At 71.1% G+C, this 23,443-nt stretch carries 23 protein-coding genes; 18 read left to right on the top strand and 5 right to left on the bottom strand.

The window, feature by feature from the left end; all coding sequences use genetic code 11:
- Positions 1–133: 133 nt before the first annotated feature.
- Together fbaA and ACFFIC_RS06780 are read left to right on the top strand one after the other, a co-directional pair.
- On the top strand, positions 134–1,231 hold the full coding sequence (gene fbaA / locus ACFFIC_RS06785; protein ID WP_377049410.1) for a class II fructose-bisphosphate aldolase: 1,098 nt from the start codon (positions 134–136) through the stop codon (positions 1,229–1,231).
- 259 nt (positions 1,232–1,490) lie between these two features.
- Positions 1,491–2,348, top strand: a complete 858-nt coding sequence (locus tag ACFFIC_RS06780) for a manganese catalase family protein (protein WP_377049409.1) — start codon at positions 1,491–1,493, stop codon at positions 2,346–2,348.
- Between the two features lie 72 nt (positions 2,349–2,420).
- Here ACFFIC_RS06780 and ACFFIC_RS06775 read toward each other — a convergent pair whose 3' ends face one another.
- Positions 2,421–3,428, bottom strand: coding sequence for an aspartate-semialdehyde dehydrogenase (locus ACFFIC_RS06775; RefSeq protein WP_377049408.1), 1,008 nt, complete (start codon positions 3,426–3,428; stop codon positions 2,421–2,423).
- Between the two features lie 184 nt (positions 3,429–3,612).
- Between ACFFIC_RS06775 and ACFFIC_RS06770 the strand changes: the two genes are divergently transcribed.
- Both ACFFIC_RS06770 and ACFFIC_RS06765 read left to right on the top strand, forming a co-directional pair.
- Positions 3,613–5,256: a lysine--tRNA ligase gene (locus ACFFIC_RS06770; RefSeq protein WP_377049407.1), complete on the top strand. Its 1,644-nt coding sequence runs from the start codon at positions 3,613–3,615 to the stop codon at positions 5,254–5,256.
- A complete protein-coding gene (locus ACFFIC_RS06765) occupies positions 5,253–7,190 on the top strand; it encodes a phosphatidylglycerol lysyltransferase domain-containing protein (RefSeq protein ID WP_377049406.1) in 1,938 nt (645 codons plus the stop codon). The genes ACFFIC_RS06770 and ACFFIC_RS06765 overlap by 4 nt, the downstream gene beginning before the upstream one ends.
- Before the next feature lie 12 nt (positions 7,191–7,202).
- Here ACFFIC_RS06765 and ACFFIC_RS06760 read toward each other — a convergent pair whose 3' ends face one another.
- The gene (locus ACFFIC_RS06760) at positions 7,203–7,838 is read right to left on the bottom strand and encodes a S24 family peptidase (protein WP_377049405.1); all 636 of its coding nucleotides are present in this window, start codon (positions 7,836–7,838) and stop codon (positions 7,203–7,205) included.
- A 124-nt stretch (positions 7,839–7,962) separates the two neighbouring features.
- Here ACFFIC_RS06760 and ACFFIC_RS06755 point away from each other — a divergent pair, with 124 nt between their 5' ends.
- From ACFFIC_RS06755 to terL, 11 genes are all read left to right on the top strand, one after another.
- Entirely contained in the window at positions 7,963–8,397 is a 435-nt protein-coding gene (locus ACFFIC_RS06755; RefSeq protein ID WP_377049404.1) for a hypothetical protein, read from the top strand.
- A gap of 19 nt (positions 8,398–8,416) precedes the next feature.
- Positions 8,417–8,923, top strand: coding sequence for a hypothetical protein (locus ACFFIC_RS06750; RefSeq protein WP_377049403.1), 507 nt, complete (start codon positions 8,417–8,419; stop codon positions 8,921–8,923).
- A 209-nt stretch (positions 8,924–9,132) separates the two neighbouring features.
- Positions 9,133–10,545: a portal protein gene (locus ACFFIC_RS06745; protein WP_377049402.1), complete on the top strand. Its 1,413-nt coding sequence runs from the start codon at positions 9,133–9,135 to the stop codon at positions 10,543–10,545.
- Positions 10,542–11,291 carry a capsid assembly protein gene (locus tag ACFFIC_RS06740; protein ID WP_377049401.1) on the top strand — a complete coding sequence of 250 codons (750 nt, stop codon included), beginning with the start codon at positions 10,542–10,544 and terminating at the stop codon, positions 11,289–11,291. The genes ACFFIC_RS06745 and ACFFIC_RS06740 overlap by 4 nt, the downstream gene beginning before the upstream one ends.
- A gap of 420 nt (positions 11,292–11,711) precedes the next feature.
- The gene (locus tag ACFFIC_RS06735; RefSeq protein ID WP_377049400.1) at positions 11,712–12,545 is read left to right on the top strand and encodes a phage capsid protein; all 834 of its coding nucleotides are present in this window, start codon (positions 11,712–11,714) and stop codon (positions 12,543–12,545) included.
- Positions 12,546–12,781: 236 nt separating this feature from the next.
- Positions 12,782–13,348, top strand: coding sequence for a hypothetical protein (locus ACFFIC_RS06730; protein WP_377049399.1), 567 nt, complete (start codon positions 12,782–12,784; stop codon positions 13,346–13,348).
- A gap of 5 nt (positions 13,349–13,353) precedes the next feature.
- Positions 13,354–15,234, top strand: coding sequence for a hypothetical protein (locus tag ACFFIC_RS06725; RefSeq protein WP_377049398.1), 1,881 nt, complete (start codon positions 13,354–13,356; stop codon positions 15,232–15,234).
- The gene (locus ACFFIC_RS06720) at positions 15,234–15,674 is read left to right on the top strand and encodes a hypothetical protein (RefSeq protein ID WP_377049397.1); all 441 of its coding nucleotides are present in this window, start codon (positions 15,234–15,236) and stop codon (positions 15,672–15,674) included. The genes ACFFIC_RS06725 and ACFFIC_RS06720 overlap by 1 nt, the downstream gene beginning before the upstream one ends.
- A gap of 39 nt (positions 15,675–15,713) precedes the next feature.
- A complete protein-coding gene (locus ACFFIC_RS06715) occupies positions 15,714–17,996 on the top strand; it encodes a glycosyl hydrolase family 28-related protein (protein WP_377049396.1) in 2,283 nt (760 codons plus the stop codon).
- Positions 17,993–18,304 carry a hypothetical protein gene (locus ACFFIC_RS06710; RefSeq protein ID WP_377049395.1) on the top strand — a complete coding sequence of 104 codons (312 nt, stop codon included), beginning with the start codon at positions 17,993–17,995 and terminating at the stop codon, positions 18,302–18,304. The genes ACFFIC_RS06715 and ACFFIC_RS06710 overlap by 4 nt, the downstream gene beginning before the upstream one ends.
- Entirely contained in the window at positions 18,288–19,745 is a 1,458-nt protein-coding gene (gene terL, locus ACFFIC_RS06705) for a phage terminase large subunit (RefSeq protein ID WP_377049394.1), read from the top strand. The genes ACFFIC_RS06710 and terL overlap by 17 nt, the downstream gene beginning before the upstream one ends.
- A gap of 67 nt (positions 19,746–19,812) precedes the next feature.
- Here the strand turns inward: terL and ACFFIC_RS06700 are convergent, their stop codons facing one another.
- The gene (locus tag ACFFIC_RS06700; RefSeq protein WP_377049393.1) at positions 19,813–20,040 is read right to left on the bottom strand and encodes a hypothetical protein; all 228 of its coding nucleotides are present in this window, start codon (positions 20,038–20,040) and stop codon (positions 19,813–19,815) included.
- Positions 20,041–20,128: 88 nt separating this feature from the next.
- On the opposite strand from ACFFIC_RS06700, the gene ACFFIC_RS06695 reads away from it, so the two are divergent.
- The 3 genes from ACFFIC_RS06695 to ACFFIC_RS06685 are packed head-to-tail and all read left to right on the top strand — an operon-like array spanning position 20,129 to position 21,368.
- Positions 20,129–20,476: a hypothetical protein gene (locus tag ACFFIC_RS06695; RefSeq protein ID WP_377049392.1), complete on the top strand. Its 348-nt coding sequence runs from the start codon at positions 20,129–20,131 to the stop codon at positions 20,474–20,476.
- 2 nt (positions 20,477–20,478) lie between these two features.
- Positions 20,479–20,994: a cell wall hydrolase gene (locus ACFFIC_RS06690; protein WP_377049391.1), complete on the top strand. Its 516-nt coding sequence runs from the start codon at positions 20,479–20,481 to the stop codon at positions 20,992–20,994.
- A 17-nt stretch (positions 20,995–21,011) separates the two neighbouring features.
- Entirely contained in the window at positions 21,012–21,368 is a 357-nt protein-coding gene (locus ACFFIC_RS06685) for a DUF952 domain-containing protein (protein WP_377049390.1), read from the top strand.
- A gap of 4 nt (positions 21,369–21,372) precedes the next feature.
- On the opposite strand, the gene ACFFIC_RS06680 is transcribed toward ACFFIC_RS06685, so the two are convergent.
- Together ACFFIC_RS06680 and ACFFIC_RS06675 are read right to left on the bottom strand one after the other, a co-directional pair.
- A complete protein-coding gene (locus ACFFIC_RS06680; protein ID WP_377049389.1) occupies positions 21,373–22,428 on the bottom strand; it encodes an alpha/beta hydrolase family protein in 1,056 nt (351 codons plus the stop codon).
- Positions 22,429–22,513: 85 nt separating this feature from the next.
- Entirely contained in the window at positions 22,514–23,362 is an 849-nt protein-coding gene (locus ACFFIC_RS06675; protein WP_377049388.1) for a DMT family transporter, read from the bottom strand.
- Positions 23,363–23,443: the final 81 nt, after the last annotated feature.

Raw genomic sequence — 23,443 nt, 5'->3', positions numbered from 1 at the left:
TACCTGCTTTGTTCGCGCGGGGGAGCCCGCCGCCCTATTTCCATGATATTTCCGTGGGACACCGCAGGGGGCGGGATGGCCCGTGCTATGGGGCCGTCCCCCAACCCTGACCAACCAGAGCAGGAACCAGAGCGTGAACCATATCTCGCCGGCCGGGACCGGATCGAAGCTGAAGCCGGGCGTCGTCACGGGCGCCGACTACCTGACGCTGCTGGAGGCGTGCCGCGCGGGCGGCTATGCGCTGCCGGCGGTGAACGTGGTGGGCACGAACAGCATCAACGCCGTGCTGGAATCGGCGGCGAAGAACAAGGCCGACGTGATCATCCAGCTCTCCAACGGGGGTGCGCGCTTCTTCGGCGGCGAGGGCTGCCCGGACGCCAACGCGGCGCGGGTGCTGGGCGCGGTTTCGGCGGCGCAGCACGTGCACACCATGGCCGCGGCCTATGGGGTTTGCGTGGTGCTGCACACGGACCACGCCGACCGTTCGCTGCTGCCCTGGGTGAACGCCATGATCGACCATGGCGAGGAGCACATGAAGCGGACGGGCAAGCCGCTCTTCTCCTCCCACATGATCGACCTTTCGGCCGAGCCGCTGGAGACCAACATCGCCGAGTGCGCGGCGGTGCTGAAGCGCATGGCGCCCCTGGGCATGAGCCTGGAGATCGAGCTGGGCGTGACGGGCGGCGAGGAGGACGGGATCGGGCACGACATCGAGGAATCGGCGGACAACGCGCATCTGTACACGCAGCCCGAGGACGTGCTGCGCGCCTGGGAGGTGCTTTCGCCGATCGGGCATGTGACGATGGCGGCGTCCTTCGGGAACGTGCACGGGGTTTACGCGCCGGGCAACGTGAAGCTGCGGCCGGAGATCCTGAAGGCGTCGCAGGACGCGGTGGCCGGGAAGTTCGGCGGCGGCGACAAGCCGATGAGCCTGGTGTTCCACGGCGGGTCGGGGTCCGAGAAGGACAAGATCACCGAGGCCGTTTCCTATGGCGTGTTCAAGATGAACATCGACACGGACACGCAGTTTGCCTTCGCCGAGCCGGTGGGTGCCTATGTGCAGGCCAACCCGGTGGCCTTCACGCACCAGATCGACCCGTCCAACGGCAAGCCGACCAAGAAGCTGTATGACCCGCGCAAGTGGCTGCGGGCGGCGGAGAAGGGCGTGGCGAAGCGGCTGGACGAGGCCTTCGCGGACCTGGGCTCGGCCGGGCGCAGTCTGGCGGGCTGAGACCGCGCCTGGCGGGGGCCTTGGTCCCCGCCTTCCGCTGCGGCAGCCGCTGGTGGCCACGAGGGCTGCCGGATTCGATGGGGCGCGGAAGGGGAAGCCCTTTCGCGCCTTTTTCTTGTCTGGCCGGGAATGAATAGAGGCACGAAGCCTTCCTCACGGTGCCGAAAAAGGCTGTGTGCCGGATTTTCTATCCAACGGAACGCACGTGGGGGCGTTGTCGGGGCGGGGTTCACATCCAGCCCAGGACGAGGATTAACCTATGTTTTATCACGATAAACGGCTTCAGTACCCGGTTGTGGTGAACACGCCGGACCCGATCTTCGCGCGCATGCTCCAGCAGGCGATCGGCGGGGTGGAAGGCGAGATCCGGGTTTGCATGCAGTACTTCTTCCAGGCCTGGGGCAACCGCTCGCCCAACCCGAAGTACCGGGACATGCTGATGCACACGGCGACGGAGGAGATCGGGCATATCGAGATGCTCGCCAACGCCGTGGCGATGAACCTGGAGACGGCGCCGACCAAGCTGCAGGAAGAGGGTGCTGCGGACGGCATCGTGGGCGCGGTGATGGGGGGCGGCAACGCGCGCCACACGATCGAGGGCATGCTGCACCGGCACATGCTCTCGACGGGGATGGCGGCCTTCCCGGCGAATTCGGACGGCGTGCCCTTCGACATGTCGCATATCTATGCCAGCGGCAACTTGGCGGCGGACATGTACTGCAACGTGGCGGCGGAGAGCACCGGGCGCGTGCTGGCCGTGCGGCTCTTCAACGCCACGCAGGACGCGGGCATGAAGGACATGCTGCACTTCCTGATCGCGCGCGACACGATGCACCAGCAGCAGTGGCTGGCGGTGATCGAGGAACTGGGCGGGGCCCAGGGGGCGCTGCCGATCCCCAATTCCTTCCCCCAGGAGAAGGAAGACCAGCGGCACAACTACGACTTCTTCGACACGGGGCTCCAGGGGTCCGAGGCTCCGGAGGGGCGCTGGACGCAGGGGCCCTCCCTGGACGGGAAGGGGCAGTTCTCGGTGTTCAAGAACGTGCCAATGGGGCCGGTGCCGAACCTGGGGCCGGCCCGGCCGGACAGCGGGGCGGAGAGCCAGCAGATCGCCTGAAAAGGGAAGGGCCGGGGATGAACCCCGGCCCTTTCGGCGCCTGGCGCCCGGGGCGCGGCCCGGCGGAGGTGTTCAGGCCGCCAGGCGGACGGGAAGAGCCTCGGCGATCTGCACGGCGTTGAGGGCGGCGCCCTTCAGGAGCTGGTCGCCGCAGACGAAGAAGTCGAGGCCGTTTTCGCCGAAGACCGGGTTGGCGCGGACGCGGCCGGCCTCGACGTCGTAGCGGCCGCTGGCGGTCAGCGGCATGGGGTAGAGGGCATTCTCCACGTCGTCCACGAGCTTCACGCCAGGGGCGGTGGAGAGGATGCGGCGGGCGGCCTCGGCGGTGACGGGGCGCTCGGTTTCGATCGTCACGGCCTCGGCATGGGCGCGCATGGTGGGGACGCGGACGGCGGTGCAGGAGATCAGGAGGTCGGGCAGGCCCATGATCTTCCGGGTTTCCCAGGTGACCTTCATTTCCTCCCGCGTATAGCCGTTGGGCTGGAAGCTATCGATGTGCGGGATGAGGTTCATGGGAAGCGGGTGGCGGAAGAAGCTGTTCTTCGCCTGGCCGCCGTTCAGCAGAACATCGCGCAAGCCATCTTCCAGTTCCTGCATGCCTTCGGCGCCGGCCCCGGAGGCGGCCTGGTAGGTGGAAACGATCACCCGCTTGAGGCCGAAGGCCTCGTGCAGCGGGGCGAGGGCGACGGCCAGAATGGCGGTGGTGCAGTTGGGGTTGGCGATCAGGCGGGCGTTGCCGGCCGCGGCCGCGTTGACCTCGGGCACCACCAAGGGGACGTCGTTCTCCAGGCGGAAGGCGGAGGAGTTGTCGACCACCACGGCGCCGGCGGCCACCAGTTCGCGGGCATGGGCCTTGGACCATTCGCCGGAAACGGCCAGGAGGGCGAGGTCCAGGCGGGGCGGGGTGGCGGGGTCGTAGACCTCGATCCGTTTGTCGCCGAAGGGGGTGGGAATTCGGGTGCCGGCGCTGCGGGTGGAGGCGAAGAGGCGCAGCTCGGTCACCGGGTAGCCGCGGTCCCCCAGGACCTGCACCAGTTCCTTGCCGACGGCGCCCGTGGCGCCGAAAACCCCAACGCGCATGACCTGCGTTCCTTGCGAGGCGTTGTATGGGAGGACCGAGATGGGCCCGCCCGGCCAGAGTGGCAGGGTGCCTTATACAGGCGGGCGCGCGGGACGCGAGGCGCGCGTTGCGGGGATCAGGGATGCCGGCTTGTTGAAGGGGCGCGTTGACCGGGCGGGGTGGCGGGGGCAATTGGGGGCGGCCATGCAACGTCCCCCCGCCGATCCCTCCCTTCGTGATGTCCGCGCCTGGCCTTTCGAGGAGGCGGCGAAGGTCGCCGGCCGTGCCTCGGTGGGCACCAAGGGCATGGCGCTGTTCGAGACGGGGTATGGGCCTTCGGGGTTGCCGCATATCGGCACCTTCGGGGAGGTGGCTCGCACCACCTGGGTGCGGCAGGCCTTTGAGCGGCTGACGGGGCTGCCGTCGCGGCTGCTGGCCTTTTCGGACGACATGGATGCGCTGCGGAAGGTGCCGGACAACGCCCCGCAGCCGGAGATGCTGCGGGCGCATCTGGGGCAGCCGCTGACGCGGATTCCGGACCCCTACGGCACCCATGAGAGCTATGGCGCGCATAACAACGCGCGGCTGCGGGCCTTCCTGGACGAGTTCGGGTTCGATTACGAGTTCGCGTCATCGACCGACTACTATGGTTCGGGGCGGTTCGATCAGGCCCTTTTGCGAATGTTGGCGGTGCACGAGGCGGTTCGGGGGGTGATCCTGCCGACGCTCGGGCCGGACCGGCGGGCGACCTATTCGCCCTTCCTGCCGATCCATCCGAAGACCGGCATCGTGATGCAGGTTCCGATGGAGGAGGTGCGGCCGGAGGCGGGGACGGTGGTCTGGCGCGATCCCGCAAGCGGAGAGCGCTTCGAGACGCCCGTGACCGGCGGCCATGTGAAGGCGCAGTGGAAGGCGGACTGGGCGCTTCGCTGGTTCGCGCTGGGCGTGGATTACGAGATGTCGGGCAAGGACCTGATCGACAGCGTGAAGCTGTCCTCGGCCATCTGCCGGGTGCTGGGGGGGGAGCCGCCGGTTGGCTTCACCTACGAGCTGTTCCTGGATGCCCAGGGGCAGAAGATCAGCAAGAGCAAGGGCAACGGGCTGACGATCGACGAGTGGCTGCGGTATGCGCCGCCCGAGAGCCTTTCGCTGTTCATGTACCAGCAGCCCGGGCGGGCGAAGCGGCTGCATTTCGACGTCATCCCGCGGGCGACCGACGAGTACCTGGCGAATGTGGAGAAGCTGCGGGCGGCGGCGGATCCGGCGAACCCGGTCTGGCACATCCACGGCGGGGCGTTGCCGAACGGGGCCGGGAGCCCGATCACCTTCACGCTGCTGCTGAACCTGGCGGTGGCTGCCAATGCCGAGACGCCGGAGATGCTGTGGGGCTACCTGCGGCGGCACGCGCCGGAGGCGACGCCGGAGGCCTCGCCGATGCTGGCGGTGCTGGTGGAGCGGGCCTCGGCCTATTACCGGGACGTGGTGAAGCCGACCAAGCGGTTCCGCGCCGCGTCCAAGGCGGAGCGGGAGGCGTTGCTGCATCTGGCCGCGTTGCTCCGGGAGAACCAGGGGCGGATCGAGGCGCTTCCGGCGGGGGCGCGGCCGGCGGCCATCCAGGACCTGGTTTACGATGCGGGGCGCCGGGAGCCGTTCCTGCAGCCGGGCAAGGACCCCTCCCGCCCGGGCGTGTCGCGGGCCTGGTTCGCGGCGATTTATCAGGTGCTTCTGGGTCAGGAGGAGGGGCCGCGCTTCGGCGGCTTCGTCGCGCTCTACGGCGTTCCGGAGACGGTCGCGCTGATCGAGGGGGCGTTGGCGGCCGCCCCCGGCCCCGAACTGGGTGCCGCATGAGCTGGGCGCTGATCCGCAAGCACGGGCCCACCGTTTTCGGGCTGATCCTGCTGGTCGGCGCGCTTTACGTCGTGCAGCGGGAGTTCCGGAGCCTTTCCGTGGCGGATGTGGGGCGGGCGCTGGAGGCCACGTCGCAGCGGCAGCTGTGGATCGCCGGGGGGTGGACGATCATCGCCTATGCGGTGCTGACGATCTACGACCGGCTGGGATCGGTTTATGCCGGCAAGCCCATCTCGTACCTGCGAACCTCGCTCGCGTCCTTCTGCGCCTACACGCTGGCCCATAACCTGGGCTTCGCGGCGGTGTCCGGTGCTGCCGTGCGCTATCGCTTCTATGCGGCCTGGGGGCTGACCTCGGTCGAGATCGCGAAGGTGATCGCCTTCACCTCCCTCACCTTCGGGCTGGGAGGCTTCGCGCTGGGCGGGCTGGTGCTGGTGCTGGAGCCTTCGGTGCTGCCCTGGGTGGGCGAGGCGGCCGGGGAGGTGGTGCCGTCCTGGGTGGCGCAGGCGGTCGGGGTCACGATGTGGGCGATCGTCGCAGTGTACGTGGTGCTGTCGCGGCGCTTTCCGCACTTCAAGGCCTTCGGGCACCAGATCGACCTGCCGGGGTTTCGGATGGCGGTGGCGCAGGTGGCGCTGGCCAGCGTGGACGTGGCGGTGACGGCGGCGATTTTCTACTCGCTGCTGCCGGAGGCGCCGGGGCTGACCTTCTCGAAGTTCCTGGGCATCTACATCGCGGCCTATACCGCCGGGCTCGCGGCGAGCGTGCCCGGCGGGCTTGGGGTGTTCGACGGCTTCATCCTGCTGAGCCTGGAGCCGTACCTGCCTTCGGCCCAGGTGATCGGAGCGGTGCTGCTGTTCCGGCTGTTCTACTACATCGTGCCGCTGTTCCTGGCGGGCGGGCTGTTCGCGGCCTTCGAGCTGGGGCAGCGGCGCCCCGCCATGGGGCGGATGCAGGTGGAGACGCGGGTGACGGGGGCGCTGGAGGTGCCGGTGCTCGCGGGGCTGACGGGGCTGGGCGGGGTGGTGCTGATCTTCGTGGGCGCCCTTCCGGCCAGGGGGTCCGACATCGCGCACTGGGGCGGGGAATGGGCGGCGCTGGCGAGCCAGTTCGCGGCCTCCATCGTGGGGTCGCTGCTGCTGGTGGTGTCCTATGGGATGATCCGGCGGTTGCGGCTGGCGTGGTGGGCGGGGTTGTTCCTGCTGCTGAACGGGGTGGCGATCCTGCTGGTGCGGGGCGATCCCTGGTGGGTGGCCGCCGGCTACCTCGCGGTCGGGCTGTTCCTGGCGGCCATGGGGGGCGCCTTCTACCGCGATGCGCGGCTGACGGGGGAGCCGCTGACGGCGTCCCGCGTGTTCTCGCTCTCGGCCGGGGTGATCTGCGGGCTGACACTGGCGACCGTGGCGTATCACGGGCGGGTTTCCGAGGCCGCCTGGTGGGAGGTGGTGCTGCTGTCCGGGATGCCGGCGCCGCTGCGCTTCGGGGTGGGGGCGACGGCGCTGCTGCTGTTCTTCGCGGCCTTCCGTCTGCTGCGGCCGGCGCGGATCCGGGCGGAGGACTACGACGAATCGGCCCAGGCCAGGCTGGCGGCGCTGGGCGCGCGGGTGCCGGCCCATGCGGACGGGGTGGTGTTCGCCGATGGCGGGCGGGCTGGCTTCGCGTTCCGCCGGCTGGAGGGGATCTGGGTGGCCGAGGGCGACCCGGCGGGGGCGCCGGACGCGCGCATCAGCGCGATCTGGCGGTTCCGGGATCTCTGCGACGCGGCCGGGGTGGCGCCGGCTTTCGCCGGTGTGGGGCACGGGATGCAGCGGGCCTATGAGGCGGCGGGGATGGCATCCGTGACCTTGCCGGATGGGCGCTCGATGGCGCTCTCGGGTGACCAGGACCCGCAGAAGGTGCTGCGGTTGCTTGCGGCCGGCGGGGCCGGGGACTGAGGGAGCGGTTGCCTATTGGCTGGCCCAGACGATGCGGTGCATCCAGGTCAGTTCCTCCAGCTCGAAGCTGTAGTTCGGGTGGGCGGGGTTGAGGCTGGAAAGCTCGATCCGGCGGGCGGACTGGCGCAGGAGTTCCTTGGCCATGACCTCGCCGCCGCTGGTGCGGACCACCACGCGGTCTCCGCGCCGCACGGGGGCGCTGGGGGAGACGATGATGACGTCGCCGTCACGGAAGACGGGTTCCATCGAGTCGCCGCTGATTTCGAGGGCATAGGCGTTCGGGTCCCCGACCTCGGGAAGGCTGATCTCGTCCCAACCGCCGCCGACGGGGTAGCCGCCGTCGTCGAAGTATCCGCTGCTGCCGGCCTGGGCGAGGCCGATGAGCGGGATGCGGCGGTTGGGGCGGGATGCCGTGCGGAGGTTGCCGGTGATCAGGCTGGCGAATTCGTCCATGCCCGTGCTGGTGGCGGCGAGGACCTTGGCAACGCTTTCGGTTGAAGGCCAGCGGGCGCGGCCGTCAGGGCCCGTGCGCTTCGACGGGTTGAAGGCCGTGGGATCGAGTCCCGATTTGCGGGCGAGGCCCGAGGCGGAGAGGCCGTTCTCCGCTGCCAGGGCGTCGAGCGCGCGCCAGATGTCGCTGTGTTGCATGTTTCCTATCATATAGGCGGTGAATCACGGGGCAACAGGAATAACGTCGTAGAATCGCCTTGACGTTCACGAGTTCGCGGGTAGATGTTCATGTTGTGTTCACAACCGACAGGATCAGCCCCCGATGACCCGTCCCGCATCCGGCACTCTTCGTGCAGCGGTTGCTACCCTCTCCAGCCTCGACAAGGTGCAGCCTTTCCGCAGTGCCGACGAGGCCTGGTTCTGGACCATGTCGGCCCTTGTCGCGCGGCGCGACGGGGCGCGCATCGTGTCCGGCCGAGGCCTGGTCAGCCGGCCCTGCGAGCCCGATGACGTGGTGAAGTGCCTCGACCGGCTGTACCGGCAGCGTCGGATCGACCTTGCCCATGCCCGGATCATGCGGATCTGGGGGGAGCGCGGCACGGCGCCCGACCCGACCTCTCCGCGGGAGCGTGGCGACCACCGGCTTTGGCGCGAGGCGATGGACCGCATGGAGTGGCCGCTGCGGCTGAAGGGCATCGTGGGAGGGGCGGCCACGAGCGCCGAGGCCGGCGGCGTGGTGCCCTTTCCAGGGAGCTGACCCTTTGGAAAGGCTGCGTTTGGCGAATACGGCCGACCTGCTCGACGCCGCACCGGGGAACCGGGGCGGCGTTGCCGTGCGTGGTGGCGCCGGGCACCGGCGGGTGGCGGAGTCGCGGCCGCAACTGCTGTGGCTGGCCTTCGGCGGGCGGGCGGACCAGGGATGGATGCGGCTGCTTCGGCCGGAGTTCCGGCACTGCTTCGCGGCGCTACGCGACGAGGCCGGGTGGACGGTGCTGGATCCGTTGTCCGGGCGGTTGCTGGTGACGCGCCTGGATGTGGGGGCGGGGTTCGACCTGCCGGGCTTCTGGAGGAGGGCGGGGTGCCGGGTGCTTGGCCCCTTTGTTCCCGGCGAGCCCTCGCGCGCCTGGCCATGGGGGCTGCCATTCTCCTGCGTGTCCCTTTGCCGGGCCTTGCTGGGCACGGGGGCTCCCGTGGCCATGACGCCATGGGGCTTGTTCCGGCAGTTGGAGAAGAATTTCCAAGAAAAGGAAAATCTTCTTGACAGCGGGGTGGCTCGCCTGTAGAACCCTCCTTGTCAACGGGTGAATTGCGCCTGGCGACGCACCGCCCCGATCGCTTCCGAACTTTCAGACCCGGCCCGGACCCTTCCGGCGCCGGGTTTGCGCTGTTGGGGACGGGCCGATCAGGCGGAGCGGGATTTCAACAGAGAGGAGCAGGCGCGCATGGGCGACAGCAACCCTTCCCCGCCGCGCCCCGAGGGAGGGGCCGCGGCATGACGCCCGACGAGATCGTTGCCCGCGCCGAGCGCGCGCTGGAGCGGCGCCGCCCCTGGGAGGCGGTTTGGCGCGATTGCTACGACCATGTGCTGGCCTGCAGCCCCGGCACCGGCGGTCCGGCGCTGTTCGACGGTACGGCGGCCGATGCGGCGGAGAATCTGGCGGCTTCGCTGCTGGCGGAACTGACGCCGCCCTGGTCCCGCTGGTTCGGCCTGGCGCCGGTGGAGGATGGCGCGGACCCGGCTCTCGGCGCCGCGCTGGAGGGGGCAGCGGAGGTGCTGCAGGGGCACCTGGACCGGTCCAACTTCGCGCTGGAGATGCCGCAGGCCTTCCTGGACCTGGTGGTGGCCGGCACCGGCGTGGTGCTGGTGGAGGAAGCGCCTTCCGGCGAGGCTTCGGCGCTTCGCTTCACGGCGGTGCCGCTGCGCGAGGCGTTGCTGGAGGAGGGCGAATCCGGGCGGCTGGACACGGTGTTCCGGCTGGTGCGCATGGGCGGGGCAGCGATCGCCGCGCGCTATCCGATGGCGGCGCTGCCGGCGGACATGCCGGGGGCGGATGAGGGCGGTGACGGCCACCGGGTGATCGAGGCGGTGTGGCCGGGCCTCGGCGGCACCTGCTTCGCCGCGGTGCTGGAGCGCGACGGCGAGGCGACGCTGCTTGGTTCGGGACGCTTCGAGGAAAGCCCGTTGCTGGCCTTCCGCTGGATGAAGGCGCCGGGCGAGACCTATGGCCGCGGCCCCGTGATGAAGGCGCTGCCGGATATCCGCACCGCCAACAAGGTGGTGGAGCTGGTGCTGAAGAACGCCTCCATCGCGGCCACGGGAATCTGGCAGGCCGATGACGACGGCGTGCTGAACCCGGCAACAGTGCGGCTGGAGCCGGGGGCGATCATTCCCAAGGCGGTGGGGTCCTCGGGGCTCACGCCGCTGGCGGCGCCGGGTTCGTTCAACGTGTCGCAGCTTGTGTTGTCGGACATGCGGGAGCGGATCCGCGCCGCCCTGCTGGCAGACCGGCTGACCGTGCCGGGGCGCCCGAACATGACGGCAACGGAGGTGCTGGAGCGGAGCGCCGAGACGGCGCGGCTGCTCGGCGCCACCTATGGCCGGTTGCAGGCCGAGCTGCTGACGCCGCTGATCGCGCGGTGCCTGTCGATCCTGCGCCGGCGCGGGGAGGTGCCGCCGATCCTGCTGGACGGGCGAGAGGCGCGGATCGCCTATCGCTCCCCGCTGGCGCGGGTGCAGGGGCGGGCGGATGCGGCGAACACGATGCTGTTCCTGCAGGCCGTGGCCGCGATGGGGCCGGCGGCCTCGGGCGTGGTCGACCTGCCGGCGGCGGCGCGGCACCTGGCCCGAACCCTTTCGGCGCCCAGCGCCATCCTGGCGCCCAATCAGGAGAAAGAGAGCGCATGAGCGAGAACCTGCTGGAGGTCGAGCCGCTGCCCGCGGAGGAGGTGGTGCCGGAGGACGCCGTTCCCGCGCGGCCCGAGGACGTGCCGGAGAAGTTCTGGGATGCCGGGCGCGGCGTGTTGCGGACGGAGGCGCTGCTGAAGTCCTACCGCGAGCTGGAGCGCAAGCTCTCGGCCCGCTTCGCCCCCCCGGGGGAGGATGCGCCGGAGGAGGAGCGGCTGCGCTTCCGGCGGGCGATCGGGGTGCCGGACACGGCGGAGGAATATGCCGTGGAGCCCCGGCACGAGCTGGTGGGCCCCGATCCCGAGGTGAATGCCGTGCTTCACCGCGCGGGTTTCACCCCGGCCCAGGTGCAGCTTGTTTACGACCTGGCGGCGGAACGGCTGTTGCCGATCGTGGCGGAGGCGGCCTCGAACCTGGAGGCGGAGCGGCAGCGGGACCGGCTGCGGGCCGAGTTCGGCGGTGAGGCGCGGTATTGCCGCACCGCCGGCCAGATCTCGGCCTGGGGCAAGGCGAACCTCCCGCCGGAGGTGCTGGCGGCGCTTTCCACCACGGCGGATGGCGTGATCGCGCTGGCTCGCATGATGGAGAAGGGCGAGCCGGTTCTATCGCGCCAAGCCGAGGCCCCGGCGGCGGCGGACGAGGCTGCGCTCCGACGGATGATGCGCGACCCGCGCTACTGGCGGTCCCGCGAGCCGGACTTCGTGAAGAGGGTGACGGAGGGTTTTCGACGCCTCACGGGAGGGTGATTCCGAAGCTCAACCGAATCTTCAGGTTCCTGCGCTAAGTTCCTGAAACCGAGGTTCGGCTGGCGTGTTCTTCCGATACCTCCGCGACGTGATCACCGCATACTTCCCCCCATGGTGATCGCGTTGTTGCCGGCCCCGCATCCCCCCTCGTGCGGGCTGGCTGCGGGGGCGGGTGGCACCGTACTTCCCCTTGGTGCCGCCCGCCCCCGTTTTCTTCGGCCCGAAAAAGGCCCCTTCGCTCGGCGAAGGGGCCTTTTCGCGTTTCGAACCCGTTTTTCCGGCGCGAACAACCTGCCCTGGCCCCTGATGGCCGCGGCGGGCGCGTGCCGTTTCGCGCGCCGTTCGGCCACGCCCCTTCCGGCCGTGCCAACCGGCCGGCCGCACCCCCAGCACCGAAACCCCATCCGAAGGAGGACGTGCGTGTCCGCCACGATCGACCAGGCTTTCGTCAAGCAGTTCCAGGCCGAGGTGCACGAGGCCTTCCAGCGCCAGGGCAGCAAGCTGCGCCCCACCGTGCGCTCCAAGACGGGCGTGCAGGGCGCCTCCACCGTGTTCCCGCGGGTCGGCAAGGGCGTGGCTGCGGCCAAGTCCCGCAACGGCGTCGTGCCGGTGATGAACCTCGACTATTCCGCGGTGGAGTGCTTTCTCCAGGACTATTACGCGGGCGAGTGGGTGGACAAGCTCGACGACATCAAGACCAACGTCGATGAGCGCGCGATCGTCGCCAATGCCGGCGCCTACGCGCTGGGCCGGAAGACGGACGAGTTGATCATCTCCGCGCTCGATACCGGGATGCAGGAGGCGGTGGGCACCGCGTCGGGCCTCGCGGACACGGACGGGCTGACCAAGGCAAAGGTGCTGATGGCCTTCGAGATGCTCGGCGCCGCCGATGTGCCCGATGACGGCAACCGGTATGCGGTGGTCGGGTGGAAGCAGTGGAGCCAGCTTCTGCAGATTCCGGAATTCGCCAACTCGCAGTTCATCGGCGAGGGCGACCTGCCGTGGAAGGGCATGCAGGCGAAGCGCTGGCTGGGCGCGCTGTGGATGCCGCATTCGGGGCTGACCAAGAGCGGCAACCTGCGCTTCTGCTACTTCTACCACCGCACGGCCATCGGCCATGCCGTGGCGCAGGACGTGGTGACGGACGTGACCTGGCACGGCGATCGCGCCGCGCACTTCGTCAACAACATGATGAGCCAGGGCGCGGTGCTGATCGACAACGCCGGCGTCGTGCGGATGCGCGCGGCGGAGTAGCCGCAGAGAGCATCGAAACGGCGCCGCGCGCGACGGGTATCGCCGCGCGCGGCGCCGCCCATTCTCCGGGAGGATGCGCGCCGTTGCTCAGGCGGAGCGCCCTGCGCAGGGCTGGCCGCCCGCTGGCGCCGCCTGCCGCCGGCTCCGTGCCGGCGGCGTTCGCGGTCGATCCGCGGTCGGCCCCGCGCGCCTCCATCCGCTTGCCCTCCAAACCCCATCCAGGGAGCAACGATACGATGGCGCTCTCCGCCCTCGCCCTCTGCACGCGCGCGCTGCTCAAGGTCGGCGCGCAGCCGGTCGCCTCCCTCGAGGAAGGGACGGCCGAGGCGGAGGTGGCCGCCAACCTTTACCCGGGCTCGCGGGACTCGCTGTTGTCCTGCCATCCCTGGACCTTCTGCACGGGGCAGATGCGCCTCAACCGGCTGGATGCCGTACCGGTGGCGGATCTCGCGAACGCCTTCCAGCTTCCCGCGGGGCTTCTGCGCGTGATCTCGGCCGGAACCGGGCGGGGGCGCGGCGCGCCCTATCGCATCCATGAGGGCCGGCTGCACGCGGATGCGGCCGAGGTGACGCTGACCTATGTCTTCCGGGCCGACGAGGCGGAGTTCCCGCCCTTTTTCGCGGCCGCGCTGGTTTCGCGGCTGGCGGCGGAGTTCTGCCTGCCGCTGACGGAGAACACGTCGCGCGCCGAGATGCTGCACCGCCTCGCCGAGGCCGAGCTGCGCCAGGCGCGGCTGGTCGACAGCCAGCAGCAGACGACCCGGGGCTTCGAGAACTTCCCGCTCGCTAGCGTCAGGGGTTGAGCGCCATGCCCGCGATCAGGCGCGCGAAGAGCGCCTTCACGGCCGGGGAACTGGCGCCGGAGCTGTTCGGACGCGACGACGTGCCGGCCTGGGGCAACGGGGCCGCCCGGCTGCGCAATGTGTTCATCCAGCCGACCGGCGGCGTGCAGCGCCGGCCCGGGCTGCGCCACCTGCTGACGCTGCCGGGCACGGCTCGCCTCGTTCCCTATGAAGCGAGCACCGAACTGACCTTTCTGCTCGTGCTCACGGACGGAGCCCTGCGCGTCGTGCGCGACGACATGCTGGTCACGCAGGTGGCAGCGCCATGGACGGCGGCGATGCTGCCGCAGATCACCTTCACCCAGAACGCGACGATGCTGCTGCTGCTGCACCCTTCCATGCCGCCACAGGTGGTGCGGAGGTCGGACGAGGGAAACTGGTCGGTCAGCCCCTTCGCCTTCGCGGCGGAGCCCTTTTTCCGGCATGCACCGGCCGGGATCGGGCTGGTGCCGAGCGGCACCACGGGCAGCGTGTCGGTGACGGCCACGGACGCGGTCTTCGCGGCCGGGCATGTCGGCGCGCAGCTTCTTCTGCGCGGCAAGCGGCTGCGCATCACGGGCGTGGCGGGCGCGACGGCGGCCACGGCGCAGGTGGTGGACACGTTGGAGTCCACCGAGGCAAGCACGGAATGGACTGAGTCCGCGTTCAGCGGCGCGCATGGCTGGCCGGTCAGCGCCTGCTTCCATCAGGGAAGGCTGGTGCTGGGCGGCGGGCGGGACGCGCCGAACCGGCTGTGGTTCTCGCGCAGCGCGGACTACGGGAACTTCGACCCCGGCACGGGGCTGGACGATCAGGCGATCGCCTTCTCGCTCGTGTCGGACCAGCTCAACGCCATCCGTGCCGTGTTCGCGGGGCGGCATCTGCAGGTTTTCACCTCCGGCGCGGAGTGGATGGTCTCCGGCGACCCGCTGACGCCGGCCTCCATCCAGGTGACGCGGCAGACGCGGGTGGGCTCGATCGCCGAGCGCAGCGTGCCGCCGATCGACGTGGACGGGATGACGGTGTTCGCCTCGCGGTCCGGGCGGGCGGTGTGCGAGTTCTCCTATACCGACCTGCAGCAGGCTTATCAGGCGGATGACCTGGCGCTCGTTGCGCGGCACCTGGTCGTGACCCCCGTTGCCATGGCCTACGATTCCCGCAGGCGGCTTCTGCACATTGCGATGGCGGATGGCGGGCTGGCGACGCTGACCATCTACCGCGCGGAGCAGGTGACGGGCTGGACACGCCAGGAAACCGACGGTGCCTTCCGCTCCCTCGGGGAGATCGACGGCACGCTCTACGCCGTTGTCGAGCGCGCGGGCAGCTTCCGGCTGGAGCGCTTCGACGACGCGATGGGCATGGACGCCGCGGTGATGGCCAGCGGCGACGCGTCGGGCCTGGCATGGTCCGGGCTGGGACATCTGGAAGGGCGCGACATCGGCGTGCTGGCGGACGGCGCACCGCGCGGCGCGGCGACGGTGACGAACGGACGGGTCACGCTCGATGCGGTGGCCACCAGCGTGCAGGCGGGGCTTTCCTTTGCCCATGTGGTCGAGCCGATGCCGCCCGAGAGCGCTTCGGCGGCCGGGGTACGGATGGGGCCGCTGCGGCTGGTCGCCGCACGCTTCCGGCTGTTCGGGACGGGCGCGCTCTCGGTGGATCTCGGACGGGGCGTTCAGCCCGTGCCGTTCCGGCGGCTGGACACCCCTGTGCTGGACGCGCCGCCACTCGCCTTCACCGGCGATGTCACCCTGCGCGGCCTGGGCTGGCGGCGGGACACGTTTGCGCCGCTCTGGCGGATCGAGGGTGACGTGCCGCTGCCCTTCACCCTGCTTTCCGTCACCACAGAGACGAGGACGACCGACTGATGGCGCAGCTTGCCCCCATCGTGACGCTCGCTGCCACCGGCGCTTCCATCTACGCGCAGACGCAGGAAGCGGAGCGGCAGAAGAAGAACGCGCGGACCCAGCAGGAGAACGCGGCGGCGCAGCAGGCGGCGCAGCGGCAGGTGCTGGCCGTGCAGGCGGCGCAGGACACCGCCGAGCGGCAGGCGGCGCTGGAGCGCGGCATCGCCTCCGCCCGGGCCCGGCTGGCTGCGGGCGGGGTGAACCCCAATGACGGCTCCGCCGCAGCCCTGACCGAAGGCCTGCGCAGCACGGCCGCCGCTGCGCAGGCGAGCGACGACGCGACCTATGCGGCACGGCTCACGGCCGGACGCAGGTCGCTGCTGAACCAGGACTCCTCGATCCTGAACTGGGCACGCGCGGGGCAGGGCCTCGGACGCGTTGCGAGAAGCCTGCTGGACTGACCCCGAGACACGCCCCCGCGGCAGAACTGGAGATCCCTGATGCCCGAGCACATCCGCATCGGCGACATCGCGCCGCGCGTGCAGTACGTGGCCGACGGTGCGCAGAACAGCTTCGTTTATCCCTTCCCCGTTTTCGGGGCGGGCGACATGGACGTGCATGTCGATGGCCTGTTCATCGCGGGCGGCTATGCCGTTTCCGGTGCCGGCAGCTCGGAAGGTGGGCTGGTCACCTTTGCCGTTCCTCCGGCGGCGGGCGCAAAGGTGGTGCTGCGGCGCCGGCTGGTGATGGAGCGCGTCACCGATTACCAGCCCAATGGCGTGTTGCGCGCCAACACGTTGAACGACGAGCTGGATCGCCAGGTGGCGGCCCTGCAGGAGCTGCGCGAGGACATCGCGGGTGCGCTCCGACAGTCGCCGGGCGAGGTGGGGGCGCGGCTCGAATTGCCCATGCGGCCGGCGCGCGCAAACCGGCTGCTGGGATTCGACAGCCTCGGCGATGTCGCGACCTTCTCCCGCGGCGAGGCGACGCTTTCGGCGCCCTTCCCGGGCGGCGTCCCGCGCACGGTGGAGGACAAGCTGTCCGAACGGCTGTCCGCGCGTGACTTCGGCGCGGTGGGCGATGGCATCGCCGATGACGGGGCGGCGCTGCAGGCGGCCATGAACGCCGCGGCGGCGTCCGGCAAGCACCTGCAGATCGGGGAGGGGACCTATCGCACGACCATACCGCTCACCTTGCCCGGGGCGGCCGCCGGGCTGACCATGCGTGGCGCCCTCCTGTATGACGGCGCGGGCGGCGAGGCGGCGCTGACGCTGGGCGATGGCGGCGCGGTGCGCAACCGCACCAAGGTCTATGAGGGGCTGCGGGTGCTGCGCAATGCGCTGTCCTCCTGGGAGGACGAGCGCGACGTGGGCATCGTGATCCGCAACCAGGACTCTGGCCTGATTGAAATCCGCCAGGTGGAGCGCTTCACCATCGGCGTGCAGACACTGGGCGTGGAGCGCGGCTTCGAGGACAGCGTGCTGCATCTCGGGCGCATGGTGGACAACCGCTACGGCCTCGACGTCCGCACGGCCAGCGCGGGGGCCTGGAACACCTCGGTCCGCTACCATGGCGGGCATTTCGCGATGTCGGCCGCGACATGGCCGGACAAGGACCGCTACGGCATCCGCCTCTCGGCCGCGCCCGGCGCCTATGTGGCGCACAACCGCCACGTGTTCGACGGCCCGGCCTTCGAGCTGCAGTCGCGCGACCGGCCTATCGACGGCATTCCCTTCCTGGTCGAGGTGAACTCGCGCGCCGTGATCGCGCGCAACATCCGCATGGAGGGCTGCGACGCTTACGTGGCCCGCCACACGGGGGCCGCGCAGGACCATGTCTATGAGGTGGCCTGGGCCAGCCAGGGCTACGGTGTCGATGTCGACTACACCGCCACGGCGACGCGCGTCGGCAGCGTGGTGCGGGCCTACCATCAGGCGGTGGCGCATCGCGACGCCACGCGCACCCTGGCGGAGGTGCCCAACCTGCGCGCCGCCGCGATCCGCTGGAACGCGACGGAAACGGGCTTCGAGAAGCTGGCCTGCCTTTCCACCAATGTCGGCGGAACACCGACCCTGCTCCAGCACTTCGCCTTCCAGGCGCTGGACAGCTACACGCTGACCGACCGTGGCGTGGTCCTCACGGGCGGGCGGGGCCTTGGCTTCGTCGTGGATGCGCGGCGCTGCAAGGAGTTCGCCCTGGCGGTGGACGCCGACGATCCCCGCATGATCATCCAGTGCTTCGGCGCGGGCGGCACGCTGCTGTCACCCGTGGATGGAACGATGGTGCGGGCATCCGGCATGTCGCTCACCTATGCCACGGGGCCACGCTGGTGGCAGGGCAACGCCGACAGCAACGACGCTGGCCTGACGCGCCTGCAGGTGATCCGCCTGGCGCCGCAGGTGCAGAGCGCGATCATCGGCGTGGCGCGCATCGACGTGGATTACGAAGTGCGGAGCCTGCGCCTCGCCTGCGATCCCTCGCAGAGCCCGCCGGTTCTCTACGGCACGCCGGAGCTGCCGCACGGCGTGCGGGAGCTCAGGGCGGAACTTGCCTGGGATCCTGCCTCCATCGCGGCCGGCGGCACGGCGCAGGTCAACGTGCCCTGCCCGGGCGCGCGGCCGGGGGACTTCGTGCAGGCGGCCTTCAGCCTTTCCACCTCGGGCGTCGTGTTCCTGGCGCAGGTGGGCGCGCAGGACGTGATCACGGTGACGGCCTGGAACCGGAGCGCGGCCGCGATCGACCTGGCGGCAGGCACGGTCCGCGTGCGGGCGGTGAAGTCGTGACGCCGCTGACGCCCGAGGAGCTGCGCCGTGCGGTGCGCAAGGTGGTCGCGGATTACGAGGCTTTCGTGGCCCGTGGGCCGGCTGCGGACGCCGAGGAGGACCCAAAGGCCTTCGCCGCCCGCCATGCCGCGGCGCGTTCCGCCCTGGCCCATCTCGAGCACCTGATGAAGCTCGCGCCCGGGGGGGAAGGAGAGTCGGTGGCCGGCGAGGCCGGAGCGCTGATCGCGCAGGCGAGGCAGTCCATCCGTGTCGACGAGCAGGTGGACCGGGAGGGCGAGGGAGGCATGGAGGATGACGACCAGTGCTGAGCCGCCGGGCCGCACGCCGGCCGGGTATGACTTCCTGGAGTTCCTTTACGCCTGGAACATGCGGGCGGGGGTACCGACCCCAGCGGTTCACCGTCGCGTCGCCCGCTGGTTCATGGCGCGCGAGGCGACGGGGGAGCGGCGCCTGCTGCTGATGGCGTTCCGGGGTTGCGGCAAGTCCACGCTGGTGGGGCTGTGGTGTGCCTGGCGCCTGGCGGTGAAGCCGGAGATGCGCATCCTGGTGCTGGCGGCGGACCACACCCTGGCCGCGCGCATGGTTGCCAGCGTGCGGCGCATCGTGGAGCGCCACCCCCTCTGCCGGCACTTGCTCGGCGGTGGGGAGGTCTGGGCCGCGGACCGCTTCAGCGTGCGGCGCCCCGGCGCGATCCGCGAGCCTTCCATGCTCGCCCAGGGGATCGGCGGGAACGTGACGGGGACGCGCGCCGAGCTGATCGTCTGCGACGACGTGGAGGTGGCGGGCAACTGCGACACGCCGGGCAAGCGGGAGGAGCTGCGCGAACGGCTGTCGGAATGCGAGTTCATCCTGACCCCCGGCGGCACCATCCTGTTCGTCGGCACGCCGCACTGCGCGGACAGCCTTTATGCCCCGGCCGGGGCGGAGGGTGCCTATCTCGCCACTTACCGGCGCCTCCGCATTCCGCTGCTGGACGGGCAGGGGCGCAGCGCCTGGCCCGAGCGGTTTCCGGAGCAGGCGATCCGCGCCCAGCGCGAGCGGGTGGGGCCGCTGCAGTTCCGGCGGCAGATGATGCTCGACTGCGCGGCCGCCGAGGCGGGGCGGCTCGATCCCGCGCTGATCGTGCGCTACGCCGAGGATCTGGACTACCGCGAGGCGAATGGCCGCCCGGTGCTGTCCCTGCTGGGGCGCCGCCTGGTTTCGGGTGGGGGCTTCTGGGATCCCGCCTATGGACGGCCGGGTCAGGGCGACAGCAGCGTGCTCGCCGCCATCTTCTCGGACGGGGAGGGCAACCACTACCTGCATCGCCTGGCCTATGTGACCCAGGACCCGGAGGCCCAGCCCGACCCTGCAACGCAGCAGTGCCGAAGGGTCGCGACGCTCGCCCGCGAGCTGCTGCTGCCCGTGGTGCGGGTGGAAACCAACGGCATCGGCCGCTTCCTGCCCGCGCTGCTCCGGCGGGAAATGGCGCGCGCCGGCGCGGCCTGCACGGTGATGGAGCACACGAGCCACCGCCCGAAGGCGGAGCGCATCCTGGGTGCGCTCGACCCGGCGCTCGCGGCGCGCCGCCTGCACGCGCACGAGGCGGTGTTCCGCACCCCCTTTCCGGGGGAGATGGCGGAGTGGAAGCCCGGCGCGCACGGGGTGCACGACGATGCGCTGGATGCGGTGGCGGGCTGCCTGCTCGCCGAGCCCGTTCGCCTGCCGGGGCTTCCCCCGGCGCCGCGCGGTGCGTCCTGGCGGGGGTGACGAGGCTCCTGTTCCGGCGCGCCGGACCCAACCGGCAGGCCTGCCTTCAAGGCAGGCCTGCCGCACCTCAGGCCGCCGACTTCCGCAGCACCTCCGCCGCGTGCCGCGCGCTTCCCGCCTCCGTCATCGCGAAGCGGCCCGGCGGCACTTCAGCCGCCATGCCCATCCCGCTCAACCGCCGAAGGCACGCCTCGTCCGGCAGGCCCGCCGGGCGCGTGCCGCCATGGGTCAGGAACAGGCGGTGCAGCGCCGAGCGGCAGCAGGTTTCCAGATAAGGCTCGTTCCACGTCGTCAACGCACAGCATCCCCGAGGGCGTCCCCAAAGGTCGGGGTGCCGTCACGCGGGATCAACCCCAACCGGCCCGATCCCTGAAGGAGGACCCATGCCGTCCTTTGTCACCGAATCCCAGTGGATTGCCGCTGCGGTGGACACGCCCTTCATGGCGGTGCTCGCCTGGATGCTCCACTCGCTCCGCCGCAGCCTGGCCCAGGCGCCCGAGCCCGGGCCGCGCGACGACGACCAGCACCGCGCCTCGCTGGAGCGCACGCGCGAGGACCTCACCGCCTTCAAGCTGGAGGTCGCGCGCACCTATGTGCCGCTCTCCCTCATTCGCGAGGTGGATGGGCGGCTGACCGGCCACCTGCTCCGGATCGAGCAAAAGCTCGACGAAGCCACCCGCACCGCCCACAGCACCGCCGCCCAGGTGCGCGTGCTCGCCGAGGACCGCTGACCATGACCGCCGCCGCCACCGAGATGCTGGCCCGCACCCTCTACGCCGAGGCCGGGATGCGCCCGGTCCGGGCCATCGAGGCCCTGGCCGCGCTGGCCGCGAACCGCGCCCGCGCCGCCCTGCCGCGCCCGGCGCGCGTCCCCGGCGCCGCGCCCTTCGCGCCCGGCGGACACGCCCGCCTTCCCGAGCCAAGCCCAGGCTCGATGGCCGACACCTGCCGCGATCCCTTCCTGTTCCCGGCCCGCAACCCCCGCCACCCTGCCCATGCCCTGCTGGATGCGCCGCCCGCGGCGGACCCGGCCATGGCGGTGTGCCGACGCATCGCCGCCCGCGCGCTCTCGGGCGCGCTCGCCGATCCGACCGGCGGCGCCACCCACTGGCACGCGGCCGACCAGCTTCCCGCCTGGGCCGTCGCGCGCGAGGCTGCGGCCGAGATCGGGGGGCTGGTCTTCTACCGGCTGCAAACCGGGCAGGCGCCCGCCCGCCCGGCCGCGCCCGCCCTGGTCGCCGCGGCCTGAACCGCTAGAAGGGGCTCATGGAACCCCTCATCCACACCCTCATGCGCGGCGCGGACTGGCGTGCCGCGCAACGGGCCGGCGCCTACCACGGCAGCGCCGACGACCGGCGCGACGGCTTCCTGCACTTCTCCACCGCGGCCCAGCTCCGTGCCAGCGCCGCGAAGCACCGCGCGGGAGAGGCCGACCTTTGGCTGGTCAGCGCCGAGGGCGCGGCCCTCGGCGGCGCTCTCCGCTGGGAACCGGCCTCGGGCGGCAGCCGCCCAGGGCTGTTCCCCCATCTCTACGGCCCGCTGCCGCTCGGGGCCGTGCGCGGTGCGGCCTTCCTGCCGCTGGGGCCGGACGGGCGGCACCGCTTCCCTGGCTGGGTGCCCTGAACGGCTAGCGGCGCTCCCCCACGTTCTTCGCGATCCAGTTCACCAGCCAGTCCGCCAGCTCGACCGAGTTCCGGTCCTGCATCAGCATGTGAGAATTGCCGGGGATGCCCATCTCGGGCAGCACCGCCACCTCCACCTTGCCACCCGCGGCGTTGGCGGCGCGGGCGAAGTCGCGGCAGGCCTTGAGGCGCGGCGCCCAGCGCGGGGACTCCTCCACGAAGTCGCCCCACAGAACCAGGATGGGCAACCCGGCATAGGGCGTCATATCCCCGTCCGCTGCCGGGCAGGCGCCAGGCTCGATCGAGACGATCCCGGCGATGCCCTCCCGGCTGGCCGCCGCTGCCTGGAAGGGAAAGATCCCCGACTGCGAATGGCTGACCAGCACCGCCCCCTCCAGCCGCGCGGCCAGCGCCGAGAGCCCCACCACCGTCGGGTGGGGGGAGGGGAGCGCGAAGTTCCAGTCGGGCACCATCTGCTTCCAGAACTCCTCCTGCGCCTCCAGCGGGAAGAGCAGGCCGGGAAAGGTCTCGGGCGCGCGGCGGCCGAAGCGGAAGATCGCCCAGGCATCCTCCCGCCCGGCGGCGAACACGGGCGGCAGGGTGTCCGCGCCGGCCTGCCCGGTTTTCACGGCATTGATGCTGGTGGGATGGGCGGCGGAACGGCCGCGCCAGGGCTGGTCCACCACATAGGTCGGGTGGCCCCGGCGCAGCAGCACCTCGTCCCAGCCCATGCGGCCGTCCGGGGTGGTTTCCCAGGTCTTGCCGGTGAGGCAGCAGCCGTGCACCAGCACCACAGGCCGCCGCCCGCCCGCATCGGCCGGCACCTGGAAGCGCACGTACATCTGGTCCAGCGTGATGGTGCCGCTCGGCGCGTAGGCGGGCATCGTGGACAGCGTGTCCGAGCGCAGCGCCCGCCCGCCCACGAAGAAGGAGCCTTGCCGTTCGATCGAGACGGGCCCCTGCAGCGGCCGCGCGGGCTCCTGCGCGGCGGCGGGCGTCAGCGCCGCCAGCGGCGCGGCCAGCAGGGCGGCGAGGCCGGTGGCCCGGGTTGGAAAGGGCATGGGCGATCCTCCGTTGCGTCGTGGCCGCACAGGGGCGGCCGGGCAGGGTAGGGGGCGCGCGGCCCGCCCTGTCAAACCCACCCGCTCAGGCCGCCCGCCCCCGCCTCTGCGCCATCACCCCCGCGAAGCTCACCACCGCCGCCCCCGCCCAGACCCAGGCCGAGGGCCAGACACCCCAGACCGTCACGTCCGCGATCACGGCGAAAACCAGCGCCGTGAACTCAAGCGGTGCCAGCCTGGGCGCGGAAGCGTGCCGGAAGGCCGCCGCCAGCGCGATCGTCGCGCCACCGGCCAGCACGCCGTTCGCCGCCAGCGCGAGGGCATCCCCGAACGGTGGAGTGGACCATTCCGCCCAGGCCCAGGGCAGCAGCAGGGGCAGGGTGGGCGCCGCGCTCCAGAGGATCAGCCGGGCCATGCCGGGCTCGTCCCGCAGGCTGCGGTTCATCACCAGCACCATGGCGTGGCAGAAGGCGCCCACCAGCCCCCAGCCATAGGCCACCCAGGCCCCCCCGGCCGAGAGCCCGGGCCAGAGCGCCAGCAGGACCCCGGTGAACCCCACCGCGCACCAGCCCCAGGCCGAGGCCGGCACGGGTTCCTTCAGCAGCAGCCGGAACAGCGCCAGCAGCATGAAGGGCGCGGTGAAGTAGACGAGGTAGCCCTCGGCCAGCGGCAGATGGCGGAGCGACATGAAGAAGCCGCCCCCGGAGCCCACCATGAAGCCCGCGCGAAGAAGCTGCGCCCCGGGCCTTTGCGTGCGGAGCGGCCCGAGCGCCCCGCCGCGCAGCAGCCCCACCACGGCCAGCAGCAACAGCAGCACCGCGTAGCGGAAGGCCAGCACCTGACTCACATGGTAGCCGCCCGACAGCAGCTTGGAGTTGGCATCAAGCACCGCGAAAAGCCCGAGCGCGGACAGCAGCAGCAATGGTCCGCGCAAGCGGCGTTCCCCCGTTTCCCAGAAACCGGTTGTTTCCGTGGCCGCGCTTGTCCCGTCCCCCCGCCGCGGCGTCAACGCGCC

The sequence above is a fragment of the Muricoccus vinaceus genome, from assembly GCF_042433125.1.
Lineage (GTDB): Bacteria > Pseudomonadota > Alphaproteobacteria > Acetobacterales > Acetobacteraceae > Roseomonas > Roseomonas vinacea.
This window is presented reverse-complemented; position numbering and strand designations above follow the sequence as displayed.

What these genes read in the sequence shown, in the direction of transcription:
- ACFFIC_RS06740 (WP_377049401.1), top strand. Translation starts at nt 10,542, where the DNA reads ATGAGCGAGAACCTGCTGGAGGTCGAGCCGCTGCCCGCGGAGGAGGTG.
- ACFFIC_RS06775 (WP_377049408.1), bottom strand. Translation starts at nt 3,428, where the DNA reads ATGCGCGTTGGGGTTTTCGGCGCCACGGGCGCCGTCGGCAAGGAACTG.
- ACFFIC_RS06725 (WP_377049398.1), top strand. Translation starts at nt 13,354, where the DNA reads ATGCCCGCGATCAGGCGCGCGAAGAGCGCCTTCACGGCCGGGGAACTG.
- ACFFIC_RS06770 (WP_377049407.1), top strand. Translation starts at nt 3,613, where the DNA reads ATGCAACGTCCCCCCGCCGATCCCTCCCTTCGTGATGTCCGCGCCTGG.
- ACFFIC_RS06720 (WP_377049397.1), top strand. Translation starts at nt 15,234, where the DNA reads ATGGCGCAGCTTGCCCCCATCGTGACGCTCGCTGCCACCGGCGCTTCC.
- ACFFIC_RS06680 (WP_377049389.1), bottom strand. Translation starts at nt 22,428, where the DNA reads ATGCCCTTTCCAACCCGGGCCACCGGCCTCGCCGCCCTGCTGGCCGCG.
- ACFFIC_RS06765 (WP_377049406.1), top strand. Translation starts at nt 5,253, where the DNA reads ATGAGCTGGGCGCTGATCCGCAAGCACGGGCCCACCGTTTTCGGGCTG.
- ACFFIC_RS06745 (WP_377049402.1), top strand. Translation starts at nt 9,133, where the DNA reads ATGACGCCCGACGAGATCGTTGCCCGCGCCGAGCGCGCGCTGGAGCGG.
- ACFFIC_RS06730 (WP_377049399.1), top strand. Translation starts at nt 12,782, where the DNA reads ATGGCGCTCTCCGCCCTCGCCCTCTGCACGCGCGCGCTGCTCAAGGTC.
- ACFFIC_RS06780 (WP_377049409.1), top strand. Translation starts at nt 1,491, where the DNA reads ATGTTTTATCACGATAAACGGCTTCAGTACCCGGTTGTGGTGAACACG.
- ACFFIC_RS06715 (WP_377049396.1), top strand. Translation starts at nt 15,714, where the DNA reads ATGCCCGAGCACATCCGCATCGGCGACATCGCGCCGCGCGTGCAGTAC.
- ACFFIC_RS06690 (WP_377049391.1), top strand. Translation starts at nt 20,479, where the DNA reads ATGACCGCCGCCGCCACCGAGATGCTGGCCCGCACCCTCTACGCCGAG.
- ACFFIC_RS06695 (WP_377049392.1), top strand. Translation starts at nt 20,129, where the DNA reads ATGCCGTCCTTTGTCACCGAATCCCAGTGGATTGCCGCTGCGGTGGAC.
- ACFFIC_RS06685 (WP_377049390.1), top strand. Translation starts at nt 21,012, where the DNA reads ATGGAACCCCTCATCCACACCCTCATGCGCGGCGCGGACTGGCGTGCC.
- terL (WP_377049394.1), top strand. Translation starts at nt 18,288, where the DNA reads ATGACGACCAGTGCTGAGCCGCCGGGCCGCACGCCGGCCGGGTATGAC.
- ACFFIC_RS06755 (WP_377049404.1), top strand. Translation starts at nt 7,963, where the DNA reads ATGACCCGTCCCGCATCCGGCACTCTTCGTGCAGCGGTTGCTACCCTC.
- ACFFIC_RS06760 (WP_377049405.1), bottom strand. Translation starts at nt 7,838, where the DNA reads ATGCAACACAGCGACATCTGGCGCGCGCTCGACGCCCTGGCAGCGGAG.